Annotated in this window: 12 protein-coding genes and 1 pseudogene; 10 read left to right on the top strand and 3 right to left on the bottom strand. The window is 35.4% G+C overall.

Features of this window, described 5'->3' with window-relative positions; translation table 11 throughout:
• The first annotated feature begins 378 nt into the window (after positions 1–378).
• From folA to GFK82_RS03595, 8 genes and pseudogenes are all read left to right on the top strand, one after another.
• Entirely contained in the window at positions 379–864 is a 486-nt protein-coding gene (gene folA / locus GFK82_RS03630) for a type 3 dihydrofolate reductase (RefSeq protein WP_226810824.1), read from the top strand.
• Positions 865–2,136: 1,272 nt separating this feature from the next.
• Positions 2,137–3,123: an arabinose-5-phosphate isomerase KdsD gene (kdsD, locus tag GFK82_RS03625; RefSeq protein WP_226810818.1), complete on the top strand. Its 987-nt coding sequence runs from the start codon at positions 2,137–2,139 to the stop codon at positions 3,121–3,123.
• Positions 3,124–3,136: 13 nt separating this feature from the next.
• Complete coding sequence (kdsC, locus tag GFK82_RS03620; protein ID WP_226810816.1) at positions 3,137–3,694, top strand: 3-deoxy-manno-octulosonate-8-phosphatase KdsC; 558 nt, start codon at positions 3,137–3,139, stop codon at positions 3,692–3,694.
• A gap of 5 nt (positions 3,695–3,699) precedes the next feature.
• Positions 3,700–4,266, top strand: a complete 567-nt coding sequence (lptC, locus tag GFK82_RS03615) for an LPS export ABC transporter periplasmic protein LptC (RefSeq protein WP_226810815.1) — start codon at positions 3,700–3,702, stop codon at positions 4,264–4,266.
• Positions 4,247–4,792 (top strand): lipopolysaccharide ABC transporter substrate-binding protein LptA, encoded by a 546-nt coding sequence (gene lptA / locus GFK82_RS03610; RefSeq protein ID WP_226810813.1) that lies wholly within the window; start codon positions 4,247–4,249, stop codon positions 4,790–4,792. Before lptC ends, lptA begins: the two co-directional genes overlap by 20 nt.
• Positions 4,793–4,803: 11 nt before the next feature.
• Positions 4,804–5,529 carry an LPS export ABC transporter ATP-binding protein gene (gene lptB, locus GFK82_RS03605; RefSeq protein ID WP_226810808.1) on the top strand — a complete coding sequence of 242 codons (726 nt, stop codon included), beginning with the start codon at positions 4,804–4,806 and terminating at the stop codon, positions 5,527–5,529.
• Between the two features lie 1,736 nt (positions 5,530–7,265).
• On the top strand, positions 7,266–7,745 hold the full coding sequence (gene ptsN / locus GFK82_RS03600; protein WP_226810806.1) for a PTS IIA-like nitrogen regulatory protein PtsN: 480 nt from the start codon (positions 7,266–7,268) through the stop codon (positions 7,743–7,745).
• A 353-nt stretch (positions 7,746–8,098) separates the two neighbouring features.
• A pseudogene (locus GFK82_RS03595) lies at positions 8,099–8,350 on the top strand (RNase adapter RapZ); the annotation flags it as partial.
• Between the two features lie 1,339 nt (positions 8,351–9,689).
• On the opposite strand, the gene cysS reads toward GFK82_RS03595, so the two are convergent.
• From cysS to GFK82_RS03975, 3 genes are all read right to left on the bottom strand, one after another.
• Positions 9,690–11,081: a cysteine--tRNA ligase gene (gene cysS / locus GFK82_RS03585; protein ID WP_226810800.1), complete on the bottom strand. Its 1,392-nt coding sequence runs from the start codon at positions 11,079–11,081 to the stop codon at positions 9,690–9,692.
• A gap of 2,483 nt (positions 11,082–13,564) precedes the next feature.
• A complete protein-coding gene (locus GFK82_RS03580) occupies positions 13,565–14,158 on the bottom strand; it encodes a YhgN family NAAT transporter (RefSeq protein ID WP_226810794.1) in 594 nt (197 codons plus the stop codon).
• Positions 14,159–18,751: 4,593 nt separating this feature from the next.
• Positions 18,752–18,877, bottom strand: a complete 126-nt coding sequence (locus GFK82_RS03975) for a hypothetical protein (protein ID WP_282100976.1) — start codon at positions 18,875–18,877, stop codon at positions 18,752–18,754.
• Positions 18,878–19,078: 201 nt separating this feature from the next.
• Here GFK82_RS03975 and leuA point away from each other — a divergent pair, with 201 nt between their 5' ends.
• Positions 19,079–20,662 carry a 2-isopropylmalate synthase gene (leuA, locus tag GFK82_RS03575; RefSeq protein WP_226810793.1) on the top strand — a complete coding sequence of 528 codons (1,584 nt, stop codon included), beginning with the start codon at positions 19,079–19,081 and terminating at the stop codon, positions 20,660–20,662.
• Positions 20,662–21,750, top strand: a complete 1,089-nt coding sequence (gene leuB, locus GFK82_RS03570; RefSeq protein WP_226810785.1) for a 3-isopropylmalate dehydrogenase — start codon at positions 20,662–20,664, stop codon at positions 21,748–21,750. The genes leuA and leuB overlap by 1 nt, the downstream gene beginning before the upstream one ends.
• Positions 21,751–21,755: the final 5 nt, after the last annotated feature.

Raw genomic sequence — 21,755 nt, 5'->3', positions numbered from 1 at the left:
ATACTTAGAGCGGTCATTTTCTATATTCACGATAATTGTCTATCTACCGCTGCGTTGAGCGCCTTGATTAAGGAAGGACAGATAAAATATTTTTGATGACTCTTAAGTAATGCTACTAGAGTAGCATCTCTCTCATTACTAAGTAACTATAACATTAAGGGCTATCACTTGTACGAGACAGTTGTTTAGAACCGATAATATTTTGTATACATATATATGTGAATATGTCTATGTAATAAGAAGGATATCCATTTGTGATGTAGAGATTATTTTTTCAGTTGTAATACTCTGGGTGAAATTAATTTACTTAACTACATCGACAGCCCTATTCTCTTTCTTTAGAATATGAAGAAAGTTATTGCTGATAAGGTTTTTTTTATGATTATTAGCTTGATTGCTGCCTTAGCGATAGATCGTGTAATTGGAATGAAAAATGCCATGCCCTGGCATCTTTCTGCTGATCTAACTTGGTTTAAGTATCACACAGTTAAAAAACCGGTCATCATGGGTCGGAGAACATTTGAATCTATCGGACAGCCGTTAGTAGGAAGACGGAATATTGTGTTGAGTAGCTATCCTGTCAATAATAATTGTATTATTTGGTCGGCAACTTTAGCTCACGCGCTCACTGCTGCGGGTGATGTGCCTGAAGTGATGGTAATTGGTGGGGGTAGAGTTTACGAAGATTTTCTCCCAATAGCCACAAGGCTTTACCTAACTCATATAAATACAGAAGTGACTGGTGATGTCTGGTTTCCCGACTATAAGGGAGATGAATGGTATGCTACTTTTAGGGAACGTCATGACTCTAAGGAGAAAAACATTGATGGCTACTGCTTTGAAATCCTAGAACGATATAGATAACAGCATGTATTGTTATCAGCGTTCCTAACGGTGGATTATAACTATAAATTTGAATATTAAGTAACTCAAGGGTTATTAATGCTCATTTTGTTTTGTTGCCAAAGGTTATGATAGAATCAATTTAATATTTATTCTTCTTATGAAGAATCATAACATACATGTTTCGCAATATATATTTTCCCTATCCATATATCTATTTCCTTGATTTTTGGTGAATATATAAAAACCACCATCTAGCACAGAGTTTTTGAAGTGTTAGGAAGCAATAATAATACTTGATGGTAATATCAATAGACCCCGTCTTAATTAAGACTAGCATGAGCTATCCATCTACTAAACAACCATTAATAACTTCAATTTAACCGTCTTAAAATGAATCCATTACTTTTAGTAGTATGTGTGAGAAAGTTGGGATAGAGAAAGACTTATTTCCTAACTGATTCACAGTCTTAGTGAAGAGTTCTGATATTTAAGAACAGCTGAATATTTCACTAGCTATTATAAACCTCATGTATCTGATGAAGTATTGCCATACAGGTTCAACAGGTCTATAGCTAATTAAATTTAATGGAGGGATATGAATAAAAATAAGGAAAATCAAAACAAAGTGTTCTCTGTTATGACAGATATTTGCTTTTTATAATCTATATAATGCAATTTATATTGCGTCATTTATTTATATATTCTAATTCTATAGAATAGCCCTGATAATACTTTTGTATAGGAGTATATATTTTCGATTCAATGGCATTTTATCGATCTATAAAAAAATATAGATAGTTTATCCATATAAGATAATATTGCCTTCATGATTTTAATTGCACACGACTATATAGTCATCTATTGAATCCTGACAGATAATAGAAAAATATTTACATGGGTTTTCTCTTTGACTTGAAATAATACACTGAAAAAGGAAAATATGCATTTTCCTAATTGTATTAAGATCGTGATATAATATGGTTATCGCAAACTTGTTACTGTATCTATACATGAAGGAATATGCGTGCAATGGTATATATCTTTATAAGATGTTCTGAAAATCTATTATCGCTATTTGCATGAAGATGTATATACGCACATTATAGCGATATTTGTAGTCCTACAAATAGGCATTGCCTGCATCAGTTTTTAGGAATAAAGGATTATTGCGGTTTAGCATGAAGTTGGTGCAAATTTTAATGCAAGTTTTTTAAATAATCAATGCAATTACATCATTATTAGCGATGCCTCATTAAAAATCTACGTTATGACTCAATCAGGATATGTTTTATGTCGCAGAATACATTCACGCCGGCTTTTGATTTTATCGCTGCCGGTAAGCAAGTTCTTGCTATTGAGCGGGCGGGTCTAGCACAGCTGGGTCAATACATCAATGACGATTTTCGCTACGCTTGCGAAGCGCTATTTCGCTGTGCTGGTAAAGTAGTTTTAATGGGCATGGGTAAATCTGGCCATATAGGTCGTAAAGTAGCAGCTACCTTCGCCAGTACTGGCACCCCGGCATTTTTTGTGCATCCTGGGGAGGCTAGCCATGGTGATTTGGGGATGGTATCTCCCCAGGATATTGTTATCGCACTTTCTAATTCTGGGGAATCTCACGAGGTATTAACATTGATTCCAGTACTAAAACGTTTGCGCATCCCGCTTATTTGTATGACTGGACAATTAAATAGCACCATGGGTAAAACGGCGGAAATCCATCTTTGTGTAAACGTGCCAGAAGAAGCCTGCCCGTTTGGTTTGGCGCCGACTACTAGCACGACAGCTGCATTGGTGATGGGTGATGCCTTAGCGGTAGCGTTGCTTCGAGCAAGAGGATTTAGCGCTGAAGATTTTGCTTTATCCCATCCCGGAGGTGTATTAGGACGTAAACTACTGCTACGCGTGAGCGATATTATGCATACCGGCCATGATGTCCCCTTAATCGCCCCTACAGCTTCTCTCCGAGAAGCGCTCCTAGAGATCACCCAAAAAAATCTTGGCATGACGGTGATCTGTGATGCAAAAAATATTATTAAGGGGATTTTTACCGATGGTGATTTACGGCGAATTTTTGATATGGGTATCGATCTTAATCGGACGATTATTAGTGATGTTATGACCCCGGGTGGGGTACGGATTTTACCCGATACGTTGGCAGTGGAAGCACTTAATCTCATGCAAGCGTATAATATTACTTCACTGATGGTAGCACAAAGCGACTTCTTAATAGGTGTAATACATATGCATGATATGTTACGTGCTGGCGTTATATAAAAGGAGCATTATTATGCAAGAGAGCTCCATGGTTGATACATGCTATGGACCAGTATCATACCAAGTATTACAAAGTGCTCGCGCTATTCGTCTGTTGATTTTAGATGTAGATGGCGTAATGTCAGACGGTTTAATTTATATGAGCAATACTGGTGAAGAATTTAAAACGTTTCACGTCCGAGATGGTTATGGTATTCGTTGTCTACTAATATCTGGTATTGAAGTGGCTATTATGACGGCACGCTCGTCGGCCAAGCTTTTAGAGGACCGTTGTTCTTCGCTTGGCATTACACATCTTTATCAGGGGCTGTCGGATAAGACTTTAGCGTTTAGAGTGCTCTTGAGTAAACTGACATTCACGGAAAAAGAAGTCGCTTATATAGGCGACGACTTGATTGATGCTAAGGTAATGAATCAGGTCGGTCTAAGTGTGGCTGTGGCGGATTCTCATCCGTTATTGTGGCCCAAGGCTAATTACATTACCCGTCTTACCGGCGGTCGAGGTGCCGTACGGGAAGTCTGTGACCTGCTACTACTCGCACAAGGAAAACTCGATAATGCTACAGGTTAGTCGATATGAGTAGGATGATATATTGGATTACGGCGTTATTAGGATTAGTCGCATTAGTTTTAACTGCTTGGTATGTAACGGACACCGATACAGCGAAAATCTCAAAATCGCCGAATACCAGTGAGCCTACCTATCAGACTGAATATACCACTACGGTAGTGTATAACTCAGAAGGAGGGATTCATTATCAGTTGGTAGCTGCTCATGTAAATTATTTTGCTGAGCCACAGATAACCTGGTTTACTAAACCGTGTGCCACGACTTTTGATGAAAATAAAGTGCCAGCTTGGACGGTGAAGGCGGATAAGGGTAAGCTCATTCAAAACAGACTCCTTTACTTACATGGCCATATTCAAGTAGAGAGCCTGACTGATATCTCTCAGCTTAAACGTATAACAACAAAAAATGCAGTTATTAATTTAATTACGCAAGAGATCTTCTCAGATGATGAGGTGACCTTATCTGGTACTGGTTTTAACTCCACCGGAATGAAGATGCGCTGCAATTTGCGTAACAAAACAGCTGAGTTGATGGAAAGAGTGAAAACTTATTATGCATTTGCTGAATTATAATATCATCTCGAGTCACCTTTTATCGGCTGGTTTTATGATGCTTAGCGCGTCAGCGTTAGCGTTGAGCAGTGATAATCAACAGCCTATTTATATCGATTCTGCAAAGCAGGCAATAGATATGCAGACGAATACTGTTACCCTAACTGGTAATGTTGTGGTTAAACGCGGCTCTATTAATCTTTGTGCCGATCGCGTAGTAATTACTCGTTTCGCTGGTAAAGATGATAAGGAAGTAGCTGAAGGGTACGGGAATCCGGTTACCTTTTCTCAATTGCAGGACGATGGTAAACCGATACACGGTTGTGCACAGAAGGTGCGTTATGAAACCAAAAATAATTTACTGATTTTGACAGGTAATGCGTATCTGGAGCAGTTAAACACCAATGTGAATGCTGATTGCATTATCTATTTCGTCAATAAAAAGCAAATGGAGGCTTTCAGCAACAAAGGTAATCAGGTTACTACTGTACTGTTACCAGCGGAGTTTCCGGATAAAGAAAATAAAAATAAAGATCTCAATAGTTAAGTGAAGCATTTATGGCAACATTAATTACAGAAAATTTAGCTAAAACCTATAAAGGGCGGCGTGTAGTAGAAGACGTTAGCCTACAGGTAAACTCTGGTGAAATTGTAGGATTGCTGGGGCCTAACGGAGCTGGGAAGACAACTACGTTTTATATGGTGGTTGGTATTATTGTTCGTGACGCTGGCCGCATCATGATGGATGATGACGATATTAGCCTTCTACCCCTCCATATCCGAGCACGTCGCGGCATCGGGTATTTACCGCAAGAGGCCTCAATTTTTCGTCGTCTTAGTGTATTCGATAATCTCATGGCAGTATTGCAAATTCGTACGGATCTTACTACTGAACAACGCCATGACCGGGCTAAAGACTTAATGGAGGAATTTCATATCCGCCATCTTCGTAACAATCTTGGCCAGTCTTTATCAGGAGGTGAACGACGGCGAATGGAAATTGCTCGTGCATTGGCTGCGAATCCTAAATTTATATTACTTGATGAACCTTTTGCCGGTGTTGACCCGATTTCAGTGATAGATATCAAGAACATTATTAAACATTTACGCGATAGCGGCCTTGGTGTACTTATTACTGATCACAATGTGCGTGAGACGCTCGAGGTGTGTGAGCGAGTTTATATTGTTAGCCAGGGGAAGCTTATTGCATCTGGTTCACCGGCTGATATTTTGATTAACGAACAGGTCAAACGTGTTTATTTGGGTGAAGAGTTTCGTCTCTAATTCGGTGATATCACTGCCGTAGTGTATAAGAATAGTTAACAAAACATATGCAGTCTATTTATCATTCAAACTAAATGAGCAAGCACTTATGACACCTCTTTTACAAGAGGTAATCCGTCCAGTGCGATTTTCAATGATGAAACTCTACCAGGAAATTTAGATAGCTCTGTAACCTATTCTTTTTCTTAATGAAACTGATCTGGATAACGCGCTGCCGATACAAGATAGGAAATAGCCTGAGTGCTAGATACATCTGTGATAACAGAAGAAGAAATCCGAGGGAATCACTGCAGATTAGGCTTGTGTAGAATAAAACATATTGAAATAGTACAGTATTCACTACTAACTATCAGGATAGATGATTTTTGGTTTATCAGAATAAAACAATCGAAATCCTGCAGGACTATCTTATATGGTAGGAAGAGTTGCTCTTCTTCTGCTACGTCTTGGATCCCACTGTCCTTATTTTGATCGTTGCCGCTTTTTAGCAGCATTGGTTTTTTATGAGTGACGTTAGATGAGAGTGTATAGAATATAGACAGTGAAATTTTAACTTAAGATAACATTAAATTATTGCTAAAAGATATTAAGTACATTTAACTGTATATGTACTGATATAATAATTCTTATTATTTCCCATGCTTGAGGATTTCATCGTCTTTGTTCGATTTTTCTTAATAAATGCGGTAAGACTTCGCGTCAGTCATTATTTTAGTCTTCTGTAGATGCATGATTTTCGTACTCTACTACCTTTAAATAAAGTCAAGAACTATCTTCACGCAAGTGATTGAGCGCTTTCTAACCTCTGCATTTACATTTAAAGCCGTCTATTAATTCTGGTGTATCATAATGTGTGCTTCTCAACTACCAAGTATTCCACTATAAAGCACTCTCTCCGTTCGTTTTATTAAGCATCAGTAGGTAGTGATAAATAGTATTCATAATGCTTTAAATAAAAAGTTCACCTTTTATTCGTTTTTAGAAGATGCCTGAACTGATTAAAAATCCAGAAAATCACTTTTATACCTAAGAAAAATAGAGAATTATCTTTTCCACTGTCAGATATCGATACTCCAATAAAAAAAGAATAGTTTTATCTTTAAGTTAAGACGTTTTCTTTAGTTACATCAAAAGAATAAGGAGAGGAAAATGGTCTTTAACGTCTTTTTATATATCAATTACAAGATCTATTTCTATAAATTATCTAGAAAGACTGTTTAGTGGTAGCTTACTTACCTATTATCTCATCAGGCTAAGATAATGAAAAAATGTTAAAATATCAAACGTCTATATTCATTTCATCTCTGAACTGCCGAAAATATTTTTTAATCTAAACAGGGAAGGAATACACTATGACACTCAAGATGATGGAGGTGATATAAAGATCACAAACACTCTACGAGAATTGATAGAAATAAAAATCACGAAGTGTGATAGTGCTTTAATTATACTTTTAGGTATGTATTGTCTTAAAAACGGGAAAATATAGCAGATTCTTGTAGCGAAGGGATATTGTAAGCGTGTTTAAATAACCTATTTCATAGAAATGAATGATGTGGATGCCGCTATAAATCGATCTATCTATATGATCATGAAACACGCAGAGAAAGAGATGAAAACAGTATTACTTTAACGTAGCCGATAACGCTACCGACACCCCATATTGTCTCGTTATATCTATAATAACTAGCGAGCTAATGAGTCTTAAAGGTTAACCAGCGCCTAAGTGACCTGACATGAGTAACAAGATAACAATGCAAATCGATTCAGTATTAAACATTGAGTGTACCCGTAGCGATATTCACTGCCAAAGCAAAAAGAGAGTGCTGGAAATTATCAGCGAACTAGCGGCAAAGCAACTTAACCTTTCACCACAAGTGGTGTTTGATGCCGTATTAACACGTGAGCGTATGGGTAGTACTGGTATCGGTAATGGTATTGCGATTCCTCATGGTAAGCTGGAAGAAGATACATTGCGTGCAGTAGGGGTATTTATCCGTCTTAAACAGGCTATAGGGTTTGATGCTATCGATAATCAGCCTGTAGATTTGTTATTTGCACTACTGGTCCCAGTGGAACTCTGTAAAGCCCATTTATATACCTTATCACTAGTGGCGCAGCGACTTGCGGATAAAACTATTGGTCGTCGTTTGCGCGCTGCGAAAAGCGATGAGGAGTTATATCAAATCATGATTGAGACGAAAAATGGTAACTGATGTCTCGGTCCCGTTCTGGACGCGGGATGAGGATTGTGGAGGTATTTCTGTATTGCCGTGGAGTCAATCAGTATGGTCGAGTCGGGGAGGGATATATCATGATAATATTTATGATAGTCAGAAGTTGATCCAATTTATTTAAATCTATTGCGCTAGCGCGTACTAAAGAATATGGGTTTTAATTATGTTGATAATCTGTCAGTGCCGTTCCTGCCTCAGATGGTGATAGGTAAGTCACATGTGTACTGCAATGAATATCGATATGCGATATACAGTAGAAGTTTTGAAACATTCCATATCGATAACCTTCCAACAGCTACTATCTCTCCGCTGATTTTTGAGATGCTGAACGTAATTTTTTTAACCGTCGCTGTAATGGTAGCTGTAGGTTGAATTCACTTTCAGTAAGAAATATTTTTTTAGAAATTGCTGTGGATAAAGAGCGATTTCTAGTTGAGCCGCTTCGCTCGGGTGATTATCTGGTGATTTACATCTCTGAGATGTCGGTACATGAGCTTACCGCAATGTTACGAAATCGCCTATTTGGTAACTATAAGTGCATTTGTATTGTGTGGTTGAAAAGATGGCATCCTGATCGATCCTGATTATGTGTTGAATGTGGTGTTTTATCTGATTTCCATTGTAGCATTCTATGTTTGGATTTTAATCTGATTAGATTGCCCTGTGTCAGTATTTCTTCGAGTTATATCGAAATATAGATATTATCTATTAGACCCGTAGTTGCTTATAACTCTGGTTGCCAATGCGGGAAACCAATAATTTTGGTTATCTGATCCTAGCGATACATTGTCCCGGAAGTAAACACTGTTTGGTTTATATTCCCGAGGGATTTACAGGCTATTTTCGTTCCCGTAATAAAACATCTAATCGCGTTATTGCATTTCGGAAAAATAAAACGGATGACGATAAAATAAACGATAGAAGTTAAAATATCTTACGGCGTATACACTCTTCTTTTGTAAAGAAGCTCTGTAAGCTTATACGGTTTTTCGATGCCGACCTCTTCCTCACATAACGATATTGAGGATGAAGCTAATAACGTTAAAATATTGTTGACAATACTAAATTGCTAAGAAATAAATGTTTTATGTCAGCACTACTAGGGTAGTAAAAGAGACGAGTGATCTCGGTATTAATAGTTGTTGTCTAATATCAGATTTGATGATAAGTCATCTTATTCCTTATGCTTCTGTTTTTTGTTGGTACGTATATTCTCTATATTATGCGATTGTTTTAGTGGGATTTGATCGGCCTAGTAATTTATTGATAATAGAATCCATCATAACCCAATATTTTAAAGCGAGTGCTCTCTTTCTTAAAGAGAAGGGTCGTTCTTTTTAAAATCCATCAATTACATTGTTTATTCTATTGTTTATATATTATTGTGGTAGTGTTTTTATTTTTAATCGTCATAGCTATATAGCTAAGTAATTTTATTTTGATTAAACCATATAAACTCAGGATAGAACATTTTTTCTTCTATAAAGAAAACTTCTTTATAAGGAAAAGTTTATGTAAGATACTTTAGCGAGTAGATAATTGGCTTGAAATTGATAATCAATCTGATTGAAAGGATAAGAAAACCATTCTGAATAGAGATAATACTATTATCATTGATAATGATAGAGATAAGGTCTATGTAATTGGTTAGTTAAAATCGCTAAGTGAAAGGAGGAAATTAGTATAATTATCCGTTAATATTAGTGAATCAATGCTTATAGAGTACATGCTTGTATATTTATTGGATATAAATCCGATTGATTTACTAATAGACTATAAATAAAATGAAAAAAAAGAAAGAGCACCTTGCGATTAAAGTGCTCTTTGTGAAATTATTTGATTTTATATCGTGTTGTTTAATATTGAGGAGATTTGAGATAAGTGGGATAGCGTTGCGAGGGGATCATCACGACCTTTATTTTTTTACTTTTGACTTCGACGCCAAAAGGTGCCTTGGGTATTATCTTCTAGCACGATTCCCAATGCATTTAACTTTTCCCGGGCGTAATCTGCTTTTTCCCATTGTTGGGATTGTCGTGCGGAGTTTCGCTGTTGTATTAGAGAAGAAATCTCTTCATGATTATCTAAATCATCTATGTAGCGTTTTTGCAGAAAGGCAATGGAATCTTGATGAAGCAGTCCAAGAATGTTACCAAGATGTCGCAATGTTGCAGCCATGCCCTGTGCTTCCCTCATATCTTTACTTTTCATGCGATTAACCTCATGGGCTAGGCTAAATAGGACCGAATAAGCTTCTGGGGTATTAAAATCGTCATCCATTGCTATAATAAATCGTGATGAAAATTCTTCTCCTCCACTGGGCGCGGCCGTTTTATCCGTATCTCGCAGTGCTATATAAAGCCGCTCAAGTGCTGTTTGCGCTTGTTGAAGATTATCTTCATTGTAAGTTAGTTGGCTTCGATAATGACCACACATCAGAAAATAACGCAGTGTTTCGGCATCATAATTCCTCAAGAGGTCACGTATAGTAAAAAAGTTATCTAATGATTTTGAGATTTTTTCACGATTACACATCACCATTCCGGCATGTATCCAAACATTTACGTAGGGACTGCCATAAGCGCAAGTGGATTGTGCAATCTCATTTTCGTGATGTGGGAAAATCAAGTCTGAGCCTCCACCATGAATATCAAAATGATGCCCAAGTACTCGGTTATTCATAGCCGAACATTCAATATGCCAGCCCGGCCGGCCAACCCCCCATGATGATGGCCAACTTGGTTCGCCGGGTTTAGACATTTTCCACAGTACAAAGTCCATGGAATTTTGTTTGCCATTCTCCCTTGTAACTCGAGTACTTTCCTGAAGTTTTTTGGGGTTTTGGCGGGATAGGCGGCCATAATCGCTAGCGCTTTCTATAGAAAACATCACATCTCCGCTAGAGCTTATATAGGCATGTTTTCTTTTTATGAGCTGGTCAATTAATTTAATAATTTCGTCCATGTAGTGCGTTGCCCGTGGTTCATAATCTGGACGTAGGATATGTAACTGATCAAGATCTCTGTGCATTTCTTTAATCATACGATTACTAAGATACTGAAAACTTTCGTTATTTTCAGATGCACGTTGAATTATTTTATCTTCTATATCAGTAATGTTACGGACATATTTTACTTTAAATCCGCGATAACGAAGATAGCGAGTAATGACGTCAAAAATGATAAAAGTGCGTGCATGGCCAATATGGCACAAATCATACACGCTGATGCCACATACATAGATACTAACGTGACCGGCTTTAATAGGTTTAAATTCTTCTTTTTGGTGCGTGAGTGTATTAAAAATTTTTAGCATTAAAAGTAATTCCATCTATTTATAAAATCGTTTATCTAACACCTCCAATTATAAAGTTTAACAGACTTCACGAGGAAATTACATGTTTGTCATGCAACTTGTTCTAATGCATATGGTTTTATTGTAATTAATGATTGTATATTATCGAGGTATTGTGTACTGGAACATTTCTGCTCTGAAAGGAAGATGGTTTTTCGAGGGAGATGTTTAATATGCGAGGCATAAATTCAAATTGCTTTACTTTATTTTTGAAAACATTTTACTTAAAATAATGTTGTAATATTTATATTATATACTTTTAATGAGGTTTATTTGATTTTATAGATATTTTATGATTGTGATTTGGTTTTTGTAAGCCAACATGGATAAAAAACTGATTGATAAATCATATATACTTTCTTGAATACCACTTAAACTTTATATATCAGTATACACTTATGAATTTTCGAATCTATTGTCTATATAGACAATAGATATTAGTGATATGATTCAAGTAAGTGATACCGTATTTTAAATAAATAGCATGATATTGATATATAATCTTTCGATTTTTATGAAAAAATACACCTTCCATATAAATTAACCTGAAATCGGGTAAGCATCCAATATAGCGATTCTCCATGTATTCCTCATTGTTTATAGATTGTATTGTTATTTATTCTATAATTTATTGCGGGTTCTCTAGTAACCTTGCTTTTCTCTTTTTATAGGTTTTACATGTTCATTCCTGAATTTTCAACCCCACTTGATACCTAACACTGCATTCTATTTAGCCACTATAGGCGTCGATTTAAGTGATGGTGTTGAGATAAAAATCTTTTTCTTTTATTGATCTTATGATTTAATGAGTTTTAATGTATCGGATGTATTGCTAAGAGCGTCATTAGATATAAGGTTCTGATAACATCTTATATGTTATTGTTATTCTTATGAATAAGAGAAATGCTTATTCATATATATAACTTTGATAAAATCCTTAATTTTAAGCGTATCCAACTTAATATTTTCTTTTAAAAATGCAAGAATTCCCAGGAATTAATCTTTTATAGATTAAATGGTATTTTCTACTCAATACTTTTTTTTGGATAACGTCTCTCTTTTAGAGAGAAGTGTATTACTATAATATGATCTTAAGTTATTTTATAGAATAAATAGAGTAGATTAATAGAATATTTTTTTCTTGATCATCAATTTTATCGCTTGATTATAGTTTATCTGTTATTGTGTATTTTAGTCTTAATAACCTAATATTTGGTGTTAGTAGACACATATTTGCGAGTCAGTATCGATATTGCGACGGATTTTCTCATCTCAAAATAGAATTTCTATATTTTTTATAATTACACTATCAATATTTATTAAATAGTTAATTCAGGTGTTTGGTTCAGATCGTATAAGAAGCGTGTTAGATGAATTGTTATCTTGTGTTTTAGAAAGAAATTAAAATCCGTAGTTGTATTGCGAAATTCTTTATGTTCCATTCTTATTATGTGAGTACAGGAAAATTCCCACATTTCTTATCTATATAAGAAAAAATAAATCTAAGCGAGATATGTTAGAGTAAATAAATGTATATAAAATTTTTCATAAAATAACGGAGAGAATAAATGATCTTTTTCAGAAAATTAAGCGTGAATTTTTAATCAAATAATGTCTTTCTGAAGAACATGTAAAAAACATGGTAGTTTTCTACCAAAGAATCCTATTTTAGTTTTTGATAAATCGTTGCTTAATATATTTTATAATCCTATCTAAGGATAGAGAACAGGTTATTAAGCTGTGAAATAAAGTTATTTTCGAACTACAGAGATAAAACTGTATAATGTTTTTGTTTACTGTATTTTTTATTACGATTCTTGTCAGAATAGTAACATTGGCAATAAAACCTATAATTCTTAGCAAGAAAAGAGTGAAGTAATGTGTATCTGAACTTCAAGATTAGATATGGATAAGTCCACTTTCTAAAAGGATTAAGTATTTTATAAGACGTCACATATGAAAAGATTTCACGAAGAGCGATCAAAGTATGTTTTCATCTTGTATTTGTTAAATATAAAAAACGGTATTTATTCTGAAATGGATAGGCTCAGTATAATCTGTATTGATTAAGTAAAATTAGAGTGGTTAGCTATATTTTTTATGAAAATATAAAGATCGTTTTATATGAAAAATGAAATAGACTTATAATTAAATTAGATTAATCTAGTAATTTTTAGATAAATTACAATGCTAGCCCCATGATTGAGGAAGATTAGTGAATAAAAATATTATTTAATTTCTTCATGCATGTGCAATATTTTTTCCATAAGGCGATTATTTTTTAAAATTAAAAACAATGTACAACCTGATCATTCAATGAGACATAACGGGTTATCGAAGCTATCCAAACTGAGCTGAAGAGCTCGTAGGATTGAATATTAAAAGAAAACCACCACCGTACACATCTTACAGGATATACCATTAAAGGTATTTGATTTACTTTTTCATACACGAAGGTAAGCGCGAACGCCGTCTAGGAACATTTGGGTTGAGATCATGACTAATAATAATCCCATTAATCGTTCAAGAGCGCTTACCCCTTTATTGCCTAACAATCGCAAAAAGACGTTTGATAGCATGAGGATGACGACAGAGAGACCCCAGGCGATTAGCAATGCTAGGATCAACTGATTAATTTTTTTAGGATATTGATGAGATAAGAGCATTAATGTGGCTAAAATGGAGGGTCCAGCTACTAGTGGAATGGCTAGTGGTACTAAAAACGGTTCTTCTCCTGCTGGAAGTCCGGAGCTATTTCCCTCTAGCGCAGGAAAAATCATTTTGATAGCGATTAAAAATAAAATAATTCCACCGGAAATTGATACCGTTTCGGTGTGCAGGCTGAGGAATGAGAGAATATGTTCCCCAGAAAACAGAAAAACAAGCATAAGCAGTAGTGCTATTAACATTTCTCGGATGACAATAATTCGTCGCCTTTTTGGTTCAAGATGTTTAAGAACCGACATGAAAATCGGTAAGTTGCCTAAGGGATCCATTATTAAAAATAATAAAACGGTAGCCGATATCATTTCACTCATTATTACCTCGATGTGATTAGCGTTGTTACTCCGGCAAGAGATATAGTATAAACAACACTGTTGAAAAAATTTAAAATTAAACAATTTTAAATCTATTTTTTAAGCACACATTTATAATGTGAACAGAATAATTTGTCACGCAGAACTTTTGATTATGGTGGATGGTCATAGACCCTCGAATAATCTTGTCATATATTGTCTTTGTTTTTAAAAACAAGTGATAGTCTTAAAAATAAGACGTTTAATCTAAAAATGGGAATTTAAGTGATATGCTTCCTTATATGAATCTGTGTGTTAATTATTATATGATAACTGTATTCGATAGTATCTGATAAATACAATATGTTTAGTTAGTAGCTTCTGTATATTAAGTAAAGTTGATGTTATTAAGTATTAATCAAGAGTAAAATAGCCATTTCTTCTCTTCTTTTACAGAAGAGACTAAAGTTTATCTTTATTAGGGCAGCCAATATTCTCTGAGACAGATAACAGTATTAGCATAGCCAGTTACTTGATCATATCTTTTCAATATGGATCAGGAAAGTATTATGCAGGCAATACATTATCCTCCGTATAGTCTCTTGCAATCCAGGCTATGCATATTGATCTCAGTAAGAGTGTAAGATATGCCTATTTAGAATGTCTTGAGAGTAGATGTTCAGCTAAAGAATTTCTAAATATTGCTCATGGATATAATGTGGCAGCGCTTAATGCTAAATGACTATGGTATCTAACCATCTAACCATATGAGTTTTTATTAAAACAAAGACAGATTACATTAATTCTCTTTTGAGATACATTTTAAAAATGTAGAATATACCTAATGAACAAATCTAAGTCACGACTCATTTTTGAAAATTCAGGATACTCAAAAATGGAGTATAGTTGTTTTTTGAAGAGGTTAAGTTTACCGTGTGCTAGCTGGTATAGATTATCTATACTATGTTAACACCTAACATTCTGTGAAGTGACTATTATGATAATAGCAAACATGTTAGGTGAAAGGTAATCTAAAATCACTGCTATAGAATAAAAATAATGAATTTGTAGTTCATGTTTTCCACCCCGATTCAATCAGTTTTGCATTATTCTCATTTTAGGATGAATTCGTAGATCAGCATACAATCATGTACGAGAATATTAATTCTTATCGATTATTTTTATTTATGGATAAGGGGTAATAGGGGAATTGGTTGGGAGTAGAATATTGTAATTACTTCTCTTCATTAGTATAGGTATCAGTACTCTTACGTTTTAAGCGACACTTTAAATAAACAATAAGTCAATATATCGATATTAATTAATCGTTCTGATATCTCTGAAGTAACTCTTTATTAATTACAAAAATATAATGATTATAAAGAACATTTCTATATTCTTATTTTTTAAAGATTTTTTAAAATGTTAGGCTCATTAAGAATATTTTTCTTACGCAACTCTTATCGCGATCACCGTAAGATTATTGCTTATTCTGGTAAAAATTTTAGTGTTATTCTGAAACAGTAGAAATTATGGTCATCCGAGTTCATACAATAAGTTACCTTTGTGTGAATATTGAGTATAGTTAAGAGATGTGATATTGAATATACTTATTATATTAAAAACTGATATTCTGTATTAAGGTAGAAGATCTATTAAATTTTTTATTTATGTCTATCTTAGATATTAACGTTGGGTTAGGTTGTTATTTTATGAAAATATGGATCAATGTTTATTATAAACCTAGGGTTTATGATATCAAAAAAATATTTTTATAAAAAGGGAATCCTTTATCATCTGGATACACGCTTAATAAGCTTGAGGTCATAATGTATCAGACTTCATGTTCTGAGAAGCGTAAGAGAAGACTATAGGATTATTGGAACATAATCAATTTGGGATTAATAATGATCCAGCCTATTCGTAATAAATTCTCTTGTGGTAAGAAAAATTGATTAATTGTTTACGTATAGTAAAGTTATAATTAAATGAGTACCTTATCGCATATTTTTATATGTTAATAAAATAATATTCTGCACTAGTCCCATGATTCCCTTCTTATTATCACACGATTGATGAAGATATTTAAATAGAAATAAACGATTTTTTGTTTTAACTACATTATCTATACATATGTAAGTAATGTGGATTACATAGGGTTTCTATAGATAGAAATGGGAAATATATGACATATTAGTAAAGTGGTCTTTCTATTTTAAAGAAGAGTCGCTCCATTCTGTTCTTGAAAAATCTGGATTCATACCAGTGCCTCATAAATATAATTAGATATTTGTGCTAGATCTTGTTTAAGATGGTTACGTTTTATCCTCTTCTTATATTAAGAAGAGTTACCATATTACAATATTTGATAAAAAAGTCACTTTTATGACATTTCTATAGCGTGCTGACCCCCGTTTTTATAGATAGTGGACTCTAAGTACTATCCTCCATATTAACTTCTATAGATACGTGGGGAACTCTCCTTCCATTACTGATCAGTATCTAATAAAATACATGTTCAAGATGTGTGGTGAGGAATGTTTAAGAAATATCATATATTAGATATGATATTATCTTTTGATAATAGATAAAAATATCAAGTAGTGAAAGTTATATCTATAAAATAACTATTTCTATTTTATTTTTTTATGGAAAACATTCGAAAGTCATGGTGTGCTGAACTTTCAGGTTTGATGCTTAGATTATGGTAATTAATGTTTTATTTTTTCATTCCCCACATTCTATTTATACGAAAATATTTTAAACTACCGCGCAAAGCGGTAAAAAATAGATATTTATCCGCACATTTTTAGCCAGTCTTTTAAAAGACAACGTGTTTGTTTTAGAGGGAGCTATCTCTTTTTTTTAAACGGTATAAGAATCGTCTAGACTCGATATAAAACATGTTTATAATCGTCAACACTATTATATTATCATTGTTTGTAAAATAATAATTTTAGCGAGTTAAGAATATTCAATACGCGGAGTGTGCAATATGATTTATGTCTTGAAGTGTAGAGGTGTTTTTCCTAGCATATAAATAAAGACGATACAAGACTTTATCTTAAATAATCATTTAATACAATAAAATATCATAGACAAGAATTAATATAATAATTGGAGATGGGAGGGATCAATCCAATAAAGTAAAAAATATTTATTATTAATTATTGAATAGATTAATGGATCTGATGGATTTGAACATGTTGAATAATATGTCAATTTTTATAAAAATTTTTAGGTTTGTTTAGTGTTTTGACAATAGGGATGTTGCTCTCTCTTTGTGAGAGACAAGTACACTATTAAAAACTCGCAATTTAATATCATTCGTAATGAGATGCTCGCTATTTATATTCTGTATTTTTCATGTTTAGGATATGTAACATAGTATCAACGTATGGATTTATTTGAACTTAGAAATTGACAAATACTCTTATTTATCTTCTGTATTTTGTGTAGCTTGGTTTGTTTATAAAGTGTTCTTGTACTGAACCCGGCCTCCAGTTATCAATAATATCTATTGGATAAAGAAAACAAGGTGAGCATGCAGTAGAAAATATTTTCCCCAACTTATCGATTCATCAAGACGATAAAAATTCATAATAGGATAATTGAATAATATATAAGAATTTATTATTTGCAATGAGTCTAATATACGAGTAAAATCCTAAATTTTAAAAAACGCTCAATAGTAGTAGGATAAAGAATAAAAAAATCTATTTTATCTAAAAACATTGGTTAAGTTTCAGCTCTCATTACTACGATGCAACCATTATTCGGTAAGTACTAAGTGAATAAATGATTGTATTTTGTTTGATAAAAGATGACAATAGAACATTGTGTGTTTAAGCGATTCACTTTTCGTGTAGATATCACTACATATCAAATATCAGTATTATAGTTTATATAAACTATGTGATTAAAGTTAAGTTGTGTGTCGATATTGACGCTCTCTCACTAGAGAATCTACTATTATGATTAGTGCTGATATCACTTATATATTCCTATCTTCAAAGCCATCTTAACCAATCAATGAAAAGCTGTTTTAGCTAAAAAGTACTAGTATTGACATTTAATTGGATATGAATAATTGCGATACTGATTAAGGCGTTAGTGGTATGAAGCAGAAAGAGCATCACTGGAATGGTAAGTTTGCTGATGGCCTAAGCATTACGTCAATTGTATGATTCATTCCCTTCTTACAGCGTACTGGTATATGCCAGCAGTAAAAATAACCATACGAAATAAATAAAATGTAAATTTTATATTCTACCACTAAGGTAATTTATTACCTAATTTTATATTCTGCTTGAGGATGACTGCAGTACTATCCTTCCCCTAAGGGAAGGATGAATTTTTACTCCTAGCGTACAATGCGAAGATGTAGAATAAAACGCCTTGCTGGTTTTCTTAAGATATAGTAGATATGTCTTATCAAGACTGTACTATTATATTTACATCATGTTTAATTCCCTATATAAGACTGTTCAATGAGTTGATAATATGGATCCGGAGTAAGAAACTTTCTTGGAAACAAATGTATATTTATTGCGCTATCGTATTGCCGATTAGTAAGATACTCTACTAAGTATCGAGACTTATCGGTATGTTATTTCATTCTTGCGCATGAAGTTCATCAAGGAGTGCGTAAAAGCACTCATCGGCAAATCCTACCCAGTTCGTACCCTCAAAGAATGAACGGTTGACAGCGCGTGTTGGATACGGTACCAATGACTTCATTAATTAAATATGATACTGGAACTCAAAGAGTTTATATTCGTGTCTGTTCAACTACTAAGCCTGCCACACGCGAACTTTGTCCGCAGCGGGCTGGTGCAGGGTATTCAAAACTAAATTTAGGGCATTCTAGATTAAAACCCGCGCAGTGCGCGGTTTTTTTATGCCTGCCGTATGCGTAAACCTACAGAATAAGGATCGACCATGAGCCAACAAGTCATTATTTTCGATACGACGCTGCGTGATGGCGAACAGGCGCTGCAGGCGAGTCTTAGCGTGAAAGAAAAACTTCAGATTGCGCTAGCGCTTGAAAGAATGGGCGTTGACGTTATGGAAGTAGGGTTTCCGGTATCCTCTCCCGGTGATTTTAAATCGGTTCAAACGATTGCACGTCAGATTAAAAATAGCCGAGTATGCGGTCTTGCTCGTTGTGTAGATCGCGATATTGATGTCGCCGCTGAAGCGCTGCGAGTAGCGGAAGATTTTCGTATCCATGTATTTCTAGCTACATCAACCTTGCATGTGGAATCTAAACTGAAAAAAAGCTTTCATCAAGTCGTGGAAATGGCAGTGCACTCAGTGAAGCGTGCCCGCGAGTATACTAATGACGTGGAATTTTCCTGCGAAGATGCCGGCCGTACTCCGATTGATAATCTATGCCGTATCGTTGAAGCCACTATTAACGCCGGCGCCCGCACCATTAATATTCCTGATACGGTAGGATACACAACCCCGTATCAGTTCGGTGGTATTATTACTTCTTTATATCAACGGGTCCCTAATATAGACCAGGCTATTATTTCGGTACATTGTCATGATGACCTAGGTATGGCGGTTGGTAATGCTATTGCCGCGATCCAGGCTGGTGCTCGTCAAGTGGAAGGTACTCTTAATGGTATCGGCGAACGTGCTGGGAATACTGCATTGGAAGAGGTGATTATGGCTATTAAAGTGCGTCATGACTTACTAAACGTATATGCTAATATTCACCATCACGAAATCTACCGCACTAGCCAGGTAGTCAGTCAATTGTGCAATATGCCAATTCCCGCCAATAAAGCAGTGGTAGGTGCCAATGCTTTCGCCCATTCTTCCGGGATCCATCAAGACGGAGTGCTGAAAAATCGTCAGAATTATGAAATTATGACACCGGAAACTATTGGTTTAAAAGAAGTACAGTTAAATCTAACTTCCCGTTCAGGCCGTTCAGCCGTGAAACACCGCATGAAGGAAATGGGCTATCAGGAAACGGACTATGATCTGGGAGCACTGTATGACGCTTTCCTAAGACTTGCCGATAAAAAAGGACAGGTTTTCGACTACGATCTAGAAGCGATGGCATTTATCAATAATCAGCAGGAACAATCAGAGCATTTTCGTCTAGAATATTTTAGCGTTCAATCTAGCTCCGCCGATATTTCTACTGCATCGGTAAAACTGGCCTGTGTTGATACAATTCATGTTGAAGCAGCTACTGGTAATGGTCCAGTAGATGCCATCTATGAAGCGCTGAATCGCATTACACATTTCTCCATTCAGTTGGAAAAGTATCAGCTAACTGCTAAAGGTCATGGTCGGGATGCGCTGGGAAAAGTTGATATCGTTGTGGAGTATCAGGGACGCCGTTTCCACGGTGTGGGTCTAGCTACGGATATTATAGAGTCCTCTGCTCAGGCCATGGTGAATGCTATGAATAATATCTGGCGTGCAAAACAGGTTGGCATCGCACTGCAGCGCCTTCACGACCATAATAATACTAATCAAGATATTCAGGAAAGGGTGCGATAATGAGTAAAACCTACCATATTGCAATTTTACCTGGAGATGGTATTGGTCCGGAAGTTATGGAGCAGGCCTATAAAATCCTCAATGCAGTTTGCCAACGGTTCAGCCTGCATATTTCTACTAGTGAACATGATGTAGGGGGTGTCGCTATAGACCGTCACGGGAGCCCATTGCCTGCTTGCACTATCTCCGGCTGTGAGAGGGCAGATGCGATTTTATTTGGATCGGTAGGTGGTCGAAAATGGGAACATTTGTCTGCGGAAGCACAACCGGAACGTGGAGCATTATTACCCTTGCGTAAACATTTTAATTTATTTTCTAATTTGCGACCTTCACGCTTGTATCGAGGGTTAGAAATGTTCTGTCCTCTTAGAGATGATATCGCTAAGCGCGGGTTTGATATCCTATGTGTTCGCGAACTGACCGGTGGTATTTACTTCGGTCATCCGAAAGGTCGCGTAGGTATCGGGTTACATGAGCATGCTTTTGATACTGAAGTATATTATCGCTTTGAGATTGAACGCATTGCCCAGATTGCCTTTCAATCTGCTTGTAAACGACGCAATAAAGTAACTTCTGTTGATAAAGCAAATGTGTTAGAAAGCTCTATGCTGTGGCGTGAAGTGGTGAATCAGGTCGCGAAGAACTATCCAGAGGTGGAGTTATCACATTTATATATAGATAATGCGAGTATGCAGCTGATTAAAGATCCTGCCCAGTTTGATGTGATACTTTGCTCTAATCTATTCGGTGATATTCTTTCTGATGAGTGCGCAATGCTTACCGGCTCGATGGGTATGTTACCCTCCGCGAGTTTAAATGAAAAGGGTTTTGGGATGTATGAACCAGCGGGTGGCTCTGCACCGGATATTGCTGGGAAAGATGTTGCTAACCCTGTGGCACAGATCTTGTCCGTAGCCTTATTATTGCGTTATAGCCTACGGTTGGACATCGTTGCAGAAGCGATTGAGCGTGCAGTAAATCAGGCGCTAGAAGCCGGCAACCGAACTGCGGATTTATCCCGTTTCGCCGCAATCGGCACTCGAGAAATGGGCGATGTGATCGCAGCGTTAATCAGGGGGGGGGTATAATTATT

Source organism: Candidatus Steffania adelgidicola (assembly GCF_020541225.1).
Taxonomy (GTDB): Bacteria; Pseudomonadota; Gammaproteobacteria; order Enterobacterales; family Enterobacteriaceae; genus Steffania; species Steffania adelgidicola.
The sequence above is the reverse complement of the archived record's forward strand: the minus strand, read 5'-3'. Positions and strand labels throughout refer to the sequence as shown.

What these genes read in the sequence shown, in the direction of transcription:
- folA (WP_226810824.1), top strand. Translation starts at nt 379, where the DNA reads ATGATTATTAGCTTGATTGCTGCCTTAGCGATAGATCGTGTAATTGGA.
- ptsN (WP_226810806.1), top strand. Translation starts at nt 7,266, where the DNA reads ATGAGTAACAAGATAACAATGCAAATCGATTCAGTATTAAACATTGAG.
- GFK82_RS03580 (WP_226810794.1), bottom strand. Translation starts at nt 14,158, where the DNA reads ATGAGTGAAATGATATCGGCTACCGTTTTATTATTTTTAATAATGGAT.
- kdsC (WP_226810816.1), top strand. Translation starts at nt 3,137, where the DNA reads ATGCAAGAGAGCTCCATGGTTGATACATGCTATGGACCAGTATCATAC.
- cysS (WP_226810800.1), bottom strand. Translation starts at nt 11,081, where the DNA reads ATGCTAAAAATTTTTAATACACTCACGCACCAAAAAGAAGAATTTAAA.
- leuB (WP_226810785.1), top strand. Translation starts at nt 20,662, where the DNA reads ATGAGTAAAACCTACCATATTGCAATTTTACCTGGAGATGGTATTGGT.
- lptA (WP_226810813.1), top strand. Translation starts at nt 4,247, where the DNA reads ATGCATTTGCTGAATTATAATATCATCTCGAGTCACCTTTTATCGGCT.
- GFK82_RS03975 (WP_282100976.1), bottom strand. Translation starts at nt 18,877, where the DNA reads ATGAAGTCATTGGTACCGTATCCAACACGCGCTGTCAACCGTTCATTC.
- lptC (WP_226810815.1), top strand. Translation starts at nt 3,700, where the DNA reads ATGAGTAGGATGATATATTGGATTACGGCGTTATTAGGATTAGTCGCA.
- kdsD (WP_226810818.1), top strand. Translation starts at nt 2,137, where the DNA reads ATGTCGCAGAATACATTCACGCCGGCTTTTGATTTTATCGCTGCCGGT.
- lptB (WP_226810808.1), top strand. Translation starts at nt 4,804, where the DNA reads ATGGCAACATTAATTACAGAAAATTTAGCTAAAACCTATAAAGGGCGG.
- leuA (WP_226810793.1), top strand. Translation starts at nt 19,079, where the DNA reads ATGAGCCAACAAGTCATTATTTTCGATACGACGCTGCGTGATGGCGAA.